This is a genomic window from Rhodobacter capsulatus SB 1003, assembly GCF_000021865.1.
In the GTDB taxonomy this organism is placed as follows: domain Bacteria; phylum Pseudomonadota; class Alphaproteobacteria; order Rhodobacterales; family Rhodobacteraceae; genus Rhodobacter; species Rhodobacter capsulatus_B.
Genome location: NC_014034.1, coordinates 3,540,232 through 3,552,940, shown reverse-complemented (window position 1 = coordinate 3,552,940; position 12,709 = coordinate 3,540,232). Strand labels below are relative to the sequence as shown.

9 protein-coding genes and 3 riboswitches are annotated in these 12,709 nt (G+C 67.8%); of the genes, 7 read left to right on the top strand and 2 right to left on the bottom strand.

Annotated features, from left to right (window positions below; all coding sequences use genetic code 11):
* Positions 1-50: 50 nt before the first annotated feature.
* Positions 51-214: riboswitch (cobalamin riboswitch) on the bottom strand.
* A gap of 114 nt (positions 215-328) precedes the next feature.
* Positions 329-515, top strand: a riboswitch (cobalamin riboswitch).
* Between the two features lie 172 nt (positions 516-687).
* The 7 genes from RCAP_RS16580 (at position 688) to RCAP_RS16550 (ending at position 10,602) form a co-directional block, all read left to right on the top strand.
* The gene (locus RCAP_RS16580; RefSeq protein ID WP_013069052.1) at positions 688-1,035 is read left to right on the top strand and encodes a hypothetical protein; all 348 of its coding nucleotides are present in this window, start codon (positions 688-690) and stop codon (positions 1,033-1,035) included.
* Between the two features lie 70 nt (positions 1,036-1,105).
* Complete coding sequence (locus RCAP_RS16575; protein ID WP_013069051.1) at positions 1,106-2,680, top strand: cobyric acid synthase; 1,575 nt, start codon at positions 1,106-1,108, stop codon at positions 2,678-2,680.
* Positions 2,677-4,131 carry a cobyric acid synthase gene (locus tag RCAP_RS16570; RefSeq protein ID WP_013069050.1) on the top strand — a complete coding sequence of 485 codons (1,455 nt, stop codon included), beginning with the start codon at positions 2,677-2,679 and terminating at the stop codon, positions 4,129-4,131. The genes RCAP_RS16575 and RCAP_RS16570 overlap by 4 nt, the downstream gene beginning before the upstream one ends.
* 109 nt (positions 4,132-4,240) lie before the next feature.
* Positions 4,241-5,278 (top strand): homocysteine S-methyltransferase family protein, encoded by a 1,038-nt coding sequence (locus RCAP_RS16565; protein WP_013069049.1) that lies wholly within the window; start codon positions 4,241-4,243, stop codon positions 5,276-5,278.
* Positions 5,275-8,001 carry a methionine synthase gene (metH, locus tag RCAP_RS16560; RefSeq protein WP_013069048.1) on the top strand — a complete coding sequence of 909 codons (2,727 nt, stop codon included), beginning with the start codon at positions 5,275-5,277 and terminating at the stop codon, positions 7,999-8,001. Before RCAP_RS16565 ends, metH begins: the two co-directional genes overlap by 4 nt.
* A gap of 59 nt (positions 8,002-8,060) precedes the next feature.
* Positions 8,061-8,257: riboswitch (cobalamin riboswitch) on the top strand.
* Positions 8,258-8,313: 56 nt separating this feature from the next.
* Positions 8,314-9,549 carry an aromatic ring-hydroxylating oxygenase subunit alpha gene (locus tag RCAP_RS16555; protein WP_013069047.1) on the top strand — a complete coding sequence of 412 codons (1,236 nt, stop codon included), beginning with the start codon at positions 8,314-8,316 and terminating at the stop codon, positions 9,547-9,549.
* A gap of 3 nt (positions 9,550-9,552) precedes the next feature.
* Complete coding sequence (locus RCAP_RS16550; protein ID WP_013069046.1) at positions 9,553-10,602, top strand: hybrid-cluster NAD(P)-dependent oxidoreductase; 1,050 nt, start codon at positions 9,553-9,555, stop codon at positions 10,600-10,602.
* Positions 10,603-10,612: 10 nt separating this feature from the next.
* On the opposite strand, the gene prpB is transcribed toward RCAP_RS16550, so the two are convergent.
* Positions 10,613-11,524, bottom strand: coding sequence for a methylisocitrate lyase (gene prpB / locus RCAP_RS16545; RefSeq protein ID WP_013069045.1), 912 nt, complete (start codon positions 11,522-11,524; stop codon positions 10,613-10,615).
* Between the two features lie 3 nt (positions 11,525-11,527).
* Positions 11,528-12,703: a bifunctional 2-methylcitrate synthase/citrate synthase gene (gene prpC / locus RCAP_RS16540; RefSeq protein WP_013069044.1), complete on the bottom strand. Its 1,176-nt coding sequence runs from the start codon at positions 12,701-12,703 to the stop codon at positions 11,528-11,530.
* Between the last annotated feature and the right edge of the window lie 6 nt (positions 12,704-12,709).

The window sequence follows — 12,709 nt, the reverse complement described above, 5'->3', positions numbered from 1 at the left end:
GCCAGACGCGCACCCCGGCGTCCGGTGAAACCGGGCCTTGGCCCGGGGGGTGGCAGGTCTCCTGGCTTGCGGGTCCGGGCTCGGGTCGGCCTTCCCGGGGCATCCCCAGTGGCATCTTCGACCGTCGCTCGCCGCTTACAGTTGCGGGGGCAGCTGCGGGTTTGCCGTTCGGCGCACCGCATTCCCTTTTCATCCCCGCATGAACGGGGAACCAATCCCGCCTTGGTTGTGCCAGCCGCCGCCGCCCGCGTCAATCGGCTTCCGTCGTCCGCGGTTTTCGCCGCAGGCGGCTTTCGTCGCGGACCGTTGACAGTGGCGCGGCGTGGGGTCATCTTGCCCGGGCCTTGGTTCCGCGGCTGATCCCGCGGACGAAGAGGGAAGCCGGTGCAAGTCCGGCGCTGCCCCCGCAACTGTAAGCGGCAAGCCCCGAGCACGGCCACTGATCGCAGGATCGGGAAGGCGCAAGGGGCGTTCGAGCCGCAAGCCAGGAGACCTGCCAGGCCGAAACCATCCCGGGCGGCGGGCCCGGAGGCAGGGTGCCCCGGTCTGTCCGGGGCCTGTCCCCTTACCGCTTTCCGGCCCACTGCCAAAGGAACGGTATGGTGCCGAAAGACAAGACCTTCCCCGGGGCCCGGCGCGGCCCTTTTCCGGCGCATCGGCGCCGTCCGTTGCCCGGGGGGCTTCGCCATGGCTGACGGAGGATCCCCGCCCGGCCTGTCCCCCTATCGGGTGCTGGGCTGCAGCACCTGCCGCCATGCCGATGCGCCCTGCCGCCCCGGCCTCGTCTTTCTGAACCGGCTGTGCCAGGCGCTTGCGCTGGCGCCGGTGGGGGCGGATTTCGACATCAGCGGCTCCGCCAGCCTGTGTTGCGGCACAAGGCTTTGCCCGGTGGTCTGGTGGGCCACGCCCGCGGGCGCCCGGCTTTGGGGCGATGTCGCCCCCGAGGTGCCGGTGGCGGCGCTGCTTGACCCGGACCCGGCCGCCCCCTTGCGCGCCGCCGCCGAGATCACCGCCGGGCCGGGCCTGCTGCACTGATCCCGCCGAACCTTCCGGTGCCGGGGCTGCCCCGGCGCCGTCCTTGCCTGCCGACCGAACGGATGCTGCCATGACCCTCTCGCTTCCCGACCACGATCCGGTGCCGCCGCTGCCCGATCTTGACCTGCCGTTGCTGACCCCGCCGCCGCCGCGGCGCGGCCGGGCGCTGATGATCCAGGGCACCAGTTCCGATGTCGGCAAAAGCCTGCTCGTTGCCGGGCTGGCCCGCGCCTATGCAAGGCGCGGGCTGAAGGTGGCGCCGTTCAAGGCGCAGAACATGTCGAACAATGCCGCCGTCACCGTGGACAGCGACCTGCCCCCCGGCCCCGACGGCCAGCCCCGGCGCGGCGAGATCGGCCGGGCACAGGCGCTGCAGGCCCGCGCCGCCGGGGTGGCGCCCTCGATCCACATGAACCCGGTTCTGCTCAAGCCGCAGGCGCTGGTCGGCTCGCAGGTGGTGCTGCGCGGCCGGGCGCTGGGCAACTGGCCCGCGCGGCATTACCACCATCTGAAACCCTTCCTGCTGCCCGCGGTGATGGACAGCTACCGCCGCGTCGCCGCCGAGGCCGATCTGGTGCTGGTCGAAGGCGCGGGGGCGGCGACCGAGACCTGGATCAAGCATTGCGACATCACCAACATGCGTCTGGCCGAAGAGGCCGATCTGCCGGTGGTTCTGCTGACCGACAACGACCGCGGCGGGGCGCTGGCCGCTGTCGTCGGCAGCTGGATGCTGCATGACGACGCCGAGCGGGCGCGGGTGAAAGGTATTCTGGTCAACAAGTTCCGCGGCTATTTCTCGCTTTACGAACCGGCCTGCCGGACCATGACCGAGATCACCGGCTGGCCCTTCCTGGGCGTCGCGCGCTGGTTCGAGGCGGCGGGGCAGCTGCCGGCCGAGGATGCGCTGGCGCTGGAGCGTCCCGCGACGGGCAACGGCGCGGGGCTGATCGTCGCCGTGCCGCATCTCGATGGCGTGGCGAATTTCGACGACCTTGATCCCCTGGGCGCCGAGCCGGGCGTCGATCTGCGCTGGGTCCGCCATGGCCAGCCGATCCCGCCCGAGGCCGATGTGGTGCTGTTGCCGGGATCAAAAACCACCCGCGCCGCGCTGGCCACGCTGCGCGCGCAGGGCTGGGATGTGGACATCCGCGCGCATCTGCGCCGCGGCGGCCGCGTTGTCGGGATTTGCGCGGGGTTTCAGATGCTTGGCCATGTCGTGCGCGATCCCGAAGGGATCGAGGGCCCGGCGGGCGAGACCGAGGGGCTGGGGCTGCTCGATCTGGAAACCGTGATGACGCGCGACAAGATGCTGACCGAGGTGCAGGCGACCGATGCGGTCAGCGGTCACGGTCTGACGGGCTACGAGATGCATATGGGCCGCACCACCGGGCCGGGGCTTGCGCAGCCGTGGTTCCGGCTTGACGGCCGCCCCGAGGGGGCGGTGTCGCATGATGGCCGGGTGATGGGGACCTATCTGCACGGGCTTTTTGGCGCCGACGGCTTTCGCGGCCATTGGATCACCGCGATGGGCGGGCGGGCCTCGGGCCTCGATCACGCCGCGCAGATCGAGACGACGCTTGACGCTCTGGCCGATCAGCTGGAGCAGGACCTCGATCTGGACGCGCTGCTGGCGCTGGCGAAATGACGGCGCGGCGGCTGATGGTGCTGGGCACCGGCTCGGATGTGGGGAAAAGCCTGTTCGTCGCGGGGCTGGCGCGGGCCTTCACCCGGCGCGGCCTGAAGGTGGCGCCCTTCAAGGCGCAGAACATGTCGAACAACGCGGCGGTGACGGCGGATGGCGGCGAGATCGGCCGGGCGCAGGCGTTGCAGGCGCGGGCGGCGGGGGTTCCCCTGTCCGTCCACATGAACCCGGTTCTGCTCAAGCCCGACAGCGATGTCGATGCGCAGGTGGTGGTGCAGGGGCAGGTTTTGGGCCGCTTTTCCGCCGCCGACTATCAGGCGCTGAAACCCGGCCTGCGGGGGCAGGTGATCGAGAGCCTGGATCACCTCTCGGCCAGCCATGATCTGGTGCTGATCGAGGGGGCGGGCAGCGGCGCCGAACGCTACCTGCGCCCGCAGGACATTTCGAACATGGGTCTGGCCGAGGCCGCGGATCTGCCGGTGCTGCTTCTGGGCGACGAATCGCGCGGCGGGGTGACGGCGGCGGTGATCGGGCATCATCACCTTTGGACCGCTTCCGAACGCGCCCGGGTGGGCGGCGTGATCGTGACGAAATTCCGCGGCGATCCGGCGATCTTTGCCCCCGCCGCCGCCGATATCCGCGCCGAGACCGGCTGGCCGGTGCTGGGGCTGATGCGCTGGTCCGAGGCGGCAAGGCGCCTGCCCGAGGAAGACTCGCTCGGGGTCGCGCGCAAGCGCGGCACGGCGGGGGCGCTTGTCGTGGCGGTGCCCGACCTGCCGCGGGTGGCGAATTTCGACGATCTCGACCCGCTGGCGGCCGAGCCGGGCGTCGATCTGCGCTGGGTCCGCCCCGGTCAGCCGATCCCGGCCGAGGCGGCGGTGGTGATCCTGCCCGGCTCCAAGGCCACCCGGGCCGCGCTCATCGCGCTGCGCGCCGAGGGCTGGGACATCGATATCCGCGCGCATCTGCGCCGGGGCGGGCGCGTCGTGGGTATTTGCGCGGGGTTTCAGATGCTTGGCCGCGTCGTGCGCGACCCGGAGGGGATCGAGGGCCCGCCCGGCGAAACCCCGGGGCTGGGGCTTCTCGATCTGGAAACGATGATCGGGCCAAGGAAACGGCTGGCCAGGATCGACGCGCGGGACAGCCTCAGCGGTGCCCGCGTGCAGGGCTACGAGATGCATATGGGCGAGAGCTTCGGCCCCGATCTGGCGCGGCCGTGGCTGACCCTTGACGGGCGGCCCGAGGGGGCGATCTCTGCCGATGGCAAGGTGATGGGCAGCTATCTGCACGGGATTTTCGGCGCCGCGGGCTTTCGCGGCCATTGGCTGGCGCAGCTGGGCGTCACCGCCGCCGTGCAGGACCATGATGCCCGGATCGGGGCCGCCCTTGATGCTTTTGCTGCGGAAATCGAAGCCGATCTGGACCTTGATGCGCTTCTGGATCTGGCGCGGTAGCGGCCGCAGTCCGATGGGGACATGAGCGAACTCATAATTATCCTGATGATTATGAATTTGCTGAAAGGTGACTTGTGGCCTATCTGCCTTCCACCCGAGGGAGATTGCCATGCTGACCCAGACCCTGCCCCGATCTGCGGCCTTTGCCGCAATTGAGGCGCTTTCGCGCCAGCGGATCTTGATCCTTGACGGGGCGATGGGCACGCAGATCCAGCAGCTTGGCCTGAGCGAGGACGATTTTCTGGGCCACGGCTCGGGCTGCGCCTGCCGCCATGCCACCGATCATCCGCAAAAGGGCAACAACGACCTGCTGGTGCTGACCCAGCCGCAAGCGATCGAGGAGATCCATTTCCGCTATGCGATGGCGGGGGCGGATATCGTCGAGACGAACACCTTTTCGGCCACCACCATCGCGCAGGCCGATTACGGGCTGGAAAGCGCGGTGTTCGACCTGAACGCCGCGGGGGCGCGGGTGGCGCGGGCGGCGATGGACCGCGCCGAGGCCACCGACGGACGGCGCCGCTTCGTTGCGGGGGCGGTGGGGCCGACGAACCGCACCGCCTCGCTCTCGCCCGATGTGAACGACCCGGGCTTTCGCGCCGTCACCTTCGACGATCTGCGCACGGCCTATGGCCAGCAGGTGCGCGGTCTGATCGCGGGGGGCGCCGATATCCTGCTGATCGAGACGATCTTTGACACGCTGAACGCCAAGGCGGCGATTTTCGCCTGTTTCGAAGCCTTTGCCGAACGGGGCGAGCGGCTGCCGGTGATGATTTCCGGCACGATCACCGATGCCTCGGGGCGCACATTGTCGGGGCAGACGCCGACCGCGTTCTGGCATTCGGTGGCTCATGCCCGGCCCTTTACCGTGGGGCTGAACTGCGCGCTGGGCGCCAGTGCGATGCGTCCGCATCTGGCGGAACTGGCGGGCGTCGCCCCCTGCGCGATCTGCGCCTATCCCAATGCCGGGCTGCCCAATGCCTTTGGCCAATATGACGAAACCCCCGACCGGACCGCCGCGCAGGTGGCCGAATTTGCCCGCGAAGGGCTGGTCAATGTCGTGGGCGGTTGCTGCGGCACCACCCCCGATCACATCCGCGCCATCGCGGAAGCCGTGAAACCTTTCCCGCCGAGGGCCCTGCCATGAGCCGTTATCTGCGCCTTTCGGGGCTTGAGCCCTTTACCCTGACGCCCGACATTCCCTTCGTGAACATCGGCGAGCGCACGAATGTCACCGGCTCGGCCCGGTTCCGCAAGATGATCGTCGCCCGCGACTATGCCGCCGCGCTGGATGTCGCCCGCGATCAGGTGGAAAACGGCGCGCAGATCCTTGACATCAACATGGACGAGGGGCTGATCGACAGTCAGGCGGCGATGGTCGCCTTCCTCAACCTCTTGGCCGCCGAGCCCGACATTGCCCGGGTGCCGGTGATGATCGACAGCTCGAAATGGGAGGTGATCGAGGCCGGGCTGAAATGCGTGCAGGGCAAGCCCGTCGTCAATTCGATCAGCCTGAAGGAGGGCGAGGAGATCTTCCGCCATCACGCGGCGCTGTGTCTGGCCTATGGCGCGGCGGTCGTCGTGATGGCCTTTGACGAAGAGGGGCAGGCCGACAGTTTCGCCCGAAAGACCAGCATCTGCGCCCGCGCCTATCGCATTCTGGTCGAGGAGATCGGCTTTCCGCCCGAAGACATCATCTTTGACCCGAACGTCTTTGCCGTCGCCACGGGCATCGAAGAACACGACAATTACGGCGTTGATTTCATCGAGGCCGCTCGCTGGATCCGGGCCAACCTGCCGCATGCCCATGTCTCGGGCGGGGTGTCGAACCTGTCCTTCAGCTTTCGCGGCAACGAACCCGTGCGCGCGGCGATGCATGCGGTGTTTCTTTACCACGCCATCCGCGCCGGGATGGATATGGGGATCGTCAATGCCGGGCAGCTGGTGGTCTATGACCAGATCGACCCCGAGCTGCGCCAGGCCTGCGAGGATGTGGTGCTCAACCGCCAGCCCAAATCGGGCGGCACCGCGACCGAGCGGATGCTGGAGGTGGCCGAGCGCTTCCGCGGCGGCGCGCGCGAGGAAAAGACCCGCGATCTGGCCTGGCGCGACTGGCCGGTGGAAAAGCGGCTCGAACATGCGCTGGTCAATGGCATCACCGAATTCATCGAGGCCGATACCGAAGCCGCAAGGCTTCTGGCCGAACGCCCGCTGCATGTGATCGAAGGGCCGCTGATGGCGGGGATGAATGTCGTCGGTGATCTGTTCGGCGCGGGCAAGATGTTCCTGCCACAGGTGGTGAAATCGGCGCGCGTGATGAAACAGGCCGTCGCCGTTCTGCTGCCCTACATGGATGCCGAAAAGGCCGCGCGCGGCGGCGAGGGGCGCGAAACCGCGGGCAAGATCCTGATGGCCACGGTCAAGGGCGATGTGCATGACATCGGCAAGAACATCGTCGGCGTCGTGCTGGCCTGCAACAATTACGACATCGTCGACCTGGGCGTGATGGTGCCGCCGCAAAAGATCCTGGAAGTGGCGCGGGCCGAAAAGGTCGATGCGATCGGGCTTTCCGGGCTGATCACGCCAAGCCTGGACGAGATGGTGCATCTGGCCGCGGAAATGGAGCGCGAGGGCTTTGACATTCCGCTGCTGATCGGCGGGGCGACCACGTCGAAAGTGCATACGGCGGTGAAGATCGCCCCCGCCTACAGCCGCGGGCAGGCGGTTTATGTGCTCGATGCCAGCCGGGCCGTGGGGGTGGTGGGGGCGCTTTTGAGCCCGAACCAGAAGGTCGATTACGCGGCGCAGATCCGCGCGGACTATGCGCAGATCGCCGCCCGTCATGCCCGCGACGAGGCCGCCAAGGTGCGGCTGCCTTTGGCCGCGGCCCGGGCCAATGCGCTGCGGCTCGACTGGTCGGGCTATGCCGTGCCCGCGCCGCAATTCCTTGGCCCGCGCGTGATCGACGACTGGGATCTGGCCGAAGTGGCGCGGTATATCGACTGGACGCCCTTCTTCCATGCCTGGGAATTGAAGGGGGTCTATCCGCGGATTCTCGATGACGCCGAAAAGGGCGAAGCGGCGCGGGCACTTTTCGCCGATGCCCAGGCGATGCTGGCGCAGATCATTGCCGAACGCTGGTTCACCCCGCGCGCCGTGGTGGGGTTCTGGCCCGCGCAGGCGGTGGGCGACGATATCCGGCTTTACACCGACGAGAGCCGGACCGAAGACCTCGCCACTTTCTTCACCCTGCGCCAGCAGACCGGCAAGCGCGAAGGCCGCCCGAATGTGGCTTTGGCCGATTTCGTCGCGCCTGCGGGCACGGTGCCCGATTATCTGGGCGGCTTCGTGGTCACCGCGGGCCCCGAGGAAGCCGAGATCGCCGCGCGGTTCGAAGCTGCCAATGACCATTATTCCGCGATCCTGGTCAAGGCGCTGGCCGACCGCTTTGCCGAAGCCCTGGCCGAGGCCCTGCATCAGCGGGTGCGGCGCGACTATTGGGGCTATGCGCCCGAAGAAAGCTTCGCCCCCGATCAGCTGGTGGGCGAGCCCTATCGCGGCATCCGCCCGGCGCCCGGCTATCCGGCCCAGCCCGACCACACGGAAAAGCTGACGCTGTTCCGGCTGCTTGGGGCCGAGGCCGCGACCGGCGTGCATCTGACCGACAGCATGGCGATGTGGCCCGGCTCTTCGGTCTCGGGGCTCTATATCGGCCATCCGGAGGCCTATTATTTCGGTCTGGCCCGGATCGAGCAGGATCAGGCCGCCGATTACGCCGCCCGCAAGGGCATGGCCTTGGCCGAGGTGCAGCGCTGGCTGGCCCCGGTGCTGGGGTCGGCCGCGCCCGCCGCCGCTGCGGTGGCCGCGTGATCCTGTCTGAAAGCGCAGACGGCGCGTCGTTTTTGGCACGCGCCCTCTGCGACAATCTGTCAGTCTGAAGGCCTCAGGGTGCCCGTCCGCAAGGCCGGGAGAATTGGGAAGCCGGTGCAAGACCGGCGCTGCCCCCGCAACGGTCAGCAATGAGGGACGGCAAGGCCACTGGACCCCGGGGTTCGGGAAGGCGCTGCGCCCGGGTGCGAAAGCACGCATTGCAAGCCCGGAAACCAGCCCTGTGACCGCCGGGCCCCCGGGCCCATCCATCCAACCAGCCCTTGCGGGGAGGCAGGGGCAAGTGAGGTGCCGATGCCAGACGCATCCGACATCCGTGCGCAGCTTGCCGCACGGCGCAATGACCATTCCCTGCCGCAACCCTTTTATTGCGATCCGGGGATCTTTCAGACCGATCTGACGCAGGTCTTTTACCGCGAATGGCTGTTTGCCATTCCCGCCTGCCAGCTCGTCAAGCCCGGCGATTACGCGACGTTGCAGGTGGGCGCCTATCCGGTGATCCTGGTGCGCGGCGCCGACGGGATGATCCGCGCCTTTCACAACGTCTGCCGCCATCGCGGCCAGCGGCTTTGCGCCAAGACCACGGGCAACAGCCCGAAGCTTGTCTGCCCCTATCACCAATGGACCTATGACCTGGACGGAAAACTGCTCTGGGCCAAGGACATGCAGGAAGATTTCAACCCCGCCGCGCATGGGCTGAAAAAGGTCCATTGCGTCGATATCGGCGGCATGGTCTTCATCTGTCTGGCCGAGGTGCCGCCCGCGATCGCCGATCTGGCGGGCACGCTGGGCCGCTATCTGGCGCCTGCCGGGCTGAAACAGGCGCGCGTTGCCCATGTCTCGACCATCGTCGAGAAGGGCAACTGGAAGCTGGTGATCGAGAACAACCGCGAATGCTATCACTGCGGCGGCTCGCATCCCTCGCTCTGCCGGACCTATTCCGACAATCCGCGCATGACCGCGATGGAGGGCCCCGAGGCGGCGAGCCCCGATATTCTGGCGCATTGGACGCGCTGCGAGGCGGCGGGTCTGCCCTCGCGCTTCGTGCATCATCCGCAGATGCAATGGCGGCTGGCCCGCATTCCGCTGCTGAACGGCGCTGAAAGCTACACCATGAGCACCAAGGCCGCGGTGCGGGGCAAACGGCTGGGCGAGATGCCCTTCAACGATGCCGGAAGCCTGCTTTTCTTCCATTATCCGAACACCTGGAACCATTTCCTGGCCGATCATGCGATCGTCTTCCGGGTGCTGCCGATCTCGGCCACCGAGACCGAGGTGACGACGACCTGGCTTGTCCCCGGCGATGCGGTCGAGGGGGTGGATTACGACCTGACCGAGTTGACCGAGGTCTGGATGGCGACGAATGACGAGGACCGGCAGGTGGTCGAGGAAAATCAGGCCGGGATTCTGTCCCCCGCCTATGAGCCCGGCCCCTATTCGACGCTGCAGGAAGAGGGCGTGATCCAGTTCGTCGACTGGTATTGCGGCACATTGGATGCGCGGCTGGCCCCGCCGCTGGCGGCGGAGTGAGCGATGGACCGGATCAACTGGGCCAGCGCGCCATGGAGCGATGCCGAGCCGCTGGAATGCGCGATGGTGGTGCCCGAAACCGCCGATACCGCCACGATCACCTTCCGCGCGCCTTCGGGCGCGTGGTTCGACTACCTGCCCGGGCAGTTCCTGACGCTGGATCTGCCGGTGCCGGGTCAGCCGGTCAGCCGGACCTATACGATCTCCTCCTCGCCCTCGCGGCCCTTGTCGCTCTCGGTGACGGTGAAGGCGCAGCCCGGGTCGGTGGGCTCGCGCTGGCTGATCGAGCAGCTGAAACCGGGGATGCGGCTGCGGGCACACGGCCCCGCGGGCGAGTTCAGCCTGCGCCGCCATCCGGCGCGGAAATATCTGTTGATCTCGGCGGGCTCGGGGATCACGCCGATGATGTCGATGACGACCTGGGCCTGGGACAGCGGCGAGATGCCCGATATCGTCTTTGTCCATGCGGCGCGGCGGCCCTCGGACATCATCTTCCGGCCGCGGCTCGAGCAATTCGCGGCGCGGGTGCCCGGCTTGCAGCTGCGCTTCACGGTCGAGGAGGTCGAGCCCTTCAGCGTCTGGCACGGCTTTCGCGGCCGTCTGAACCAGATCATGCTGGGGCTGATGGCGCCCGATTATCTGGAGCGCGAGGTGTTCTGCTGCGGTCCCGAGCCCTTCATGCGCGGGGTCAAGGACAGCCTTGCGGCGCTGGGCTTCGACATGAATCGCTATCATCAGGAAAGCTTCGGCCCGCCCGAGACCGCGCCCGAAGCGCTGCCCGAGGCATCGGAGGCCGCCGAGATCCGTTTCACCGCCTCGGGGGTCAGCACCGCCTGCGCGCCGGGCGAAACCGTTCTGGCGGCGGCGAAACGGGCGGGGCTGAACATCCCCTCGGGCTGCAACTTCGGCCTTTGCGGCACCTGCAAGGTGAAGAAAACCGCGGGCGAGGTGCAGATGCTGCACAATGGCGGGATTTCCGAGGACGATATCGCCGCGGGCTATATCCTCGCCTGCTGCTCGCGGCCTTCGGGCAAGGTGGCGGTCGAGATCTGACCGCCCCCCTTCAACCCGTCGTGGGCAGCACGCTTTGCGCGATCGAGGCATCGAGCGCCTCGAAAGCCGCAAGGCCCAGCGTCGCGTAAAGCTCTGCCCGGGTCTGCATCTCGGGCAGAAGCGCGGTGGTGGCGCCGTCGCGGGCAAGCGCGGCGTAAAGCCGTTCCTGCGCGCGGTTCGCCACCCGCAGGGAGGACACCGGCCAGATCACCATCTGATAGCCCAGCTCCTCGAACTCGGCCGCGGTCAGGGCCGGGGTGCGGCCGAATTCGGTCATGTTCGCCAGAAGCTTGACCCCGGGCAGCCGGGCGCGGAAGGCGCGGAACATCTCGACCGAAGTCAGCGCCTCGGGGAAGATCGCATCGGCGCCCGCCTCGACATAAAGCTGCGCCCGCGCCACCGCCCCCTCGATCCCCTCGGCGGCCGCCGCATCGGTCCGCGCGATCACCACCAGATGCCGCCGTGCCCGCACCGCCGCCGCGACCTTGGCCGCCATCTCGGCCGGGCTTGCTAGTTTCTTGTCGTTCAGATGGCCGCATTTCTTCGGCAGAAGCTGGTCTTCCAGATGCACCGCCGCCGCCCCGGCCTCTTCGAACACCCGGACCATGTGCATGACGTTCAGCGCCTCGCCATAGCCGGTGTCACCATCGACCAGAAGCGGCAGCCCCGAGGCCCGCGTGATCTGGCGGATGAAAAAGGCGACCTCGTCCACCGTCAGGATGCCGAGGTCCGGCAGGCCCATCGAGGCCGACATCGCCGCGCCCGACAGATAAAGCGCCTGAAACCCCGCGGCTTTCGCCTGCAGCGCGGCCATGCCGTTATGCGCGCCCGGCAGGCGCAGGATGCCGGGCCGGGCCAGGGCGGCGCGAAACCGCGCCCCCGCCGGGGCCTCGGGATGATCGGAACCGATCAGATAGGGCATGTCTCACTCCGTCCGGTTGGGCGCGGTCAAAAGGCCGCCGCGGGCTTCAAGGGGCAGGAAGGCCCGGGTTTCGGGGCCGGTGTAATTCGCCGAAGGGCGGATGATCTTGCCGTCCAGCCGTTGCTCGATCACATGCGCCCCCCAGCCCGCGCTGCGGGCGATGACGAAGATCGGCGTGAACAGCATCGTCGGCACGCCCAGCTGATGATAGGAGACCGCCGAATACCAGTCGAGGTTCGGAAACATCGCCTTCGTCTCGGCCATCACCTGTTCGATCCGCTCGGCGATGTCGAACATCCGCAGCGCGCCGTGATGCAGCGCCAGCCGCCGCGCCACCTGCTTGATCACCACATTGCGCGGATCGGCGATCGTGTAGACGGGATGACCAAAGCCGATGATCACCTCTTTCGCGGCCACCCGGGCGCGGATATCGGCCTCGGCCGCGTCGGGGGTGGCGTAGCGCTTCTGGATTTCGAAGGCCTGTTCATTCGCGCCGCCGTGTTTCGGCCCGCGCAACGCGCCGATGGCGCCCGCGACGCAGGAATAAAGATCCGATCCGGTCCCCGCGATGGTGCGCGCGGTGAAGGTCGAGGCGTTGAACTCGTGTTCGGCATAAAGGTTGAGCGTGGTGTGCAGCGCCCGCACGGCTTCCTCGCCCGCGGGGCGGCCATGCAGCAGATGCAGGAAATGCCCGGCGATGCTGTCGTCTTCGGTTTCGACCTCGATGCGGCGGCCGTTCTGCGCGAAGTGATACCAGTAAAGCAGCATCGAGCCCTGCACCGCGATCAGCCGGTCGGCAATGTCGCGCGCGCCGGGCGTGTTGTGATCGGCGGCCTCGGGCAGCACGCAGCCCAAGGCCGAGACGCCCGAGCGCAGCACATCCATCGGATGCGCGGCGGCCGGGATCGCCTCGAGCGTCTGGCGCACGGCCAAGGGCAGCCCGCGCAGCGCCCGCAGCTTGGTGCGATAGCTGGCCAGCTCCGCCAGCGTCGGCAGGGTGCCATGGATCAGCAGATGTGCCACTTCCTCGAATTCGCAAGATTCGGCAATTTCAAGAATGTCAAAACCACGGTAATGCAGGTCGTTGCCGGTCTGGCCGACGCTGCACAGCGCAGTATTGCCCGCCACCACCCCGGACAGGGCCACGGATTTCTTCGGTTTCACGATCGAACCGGACATGATTTC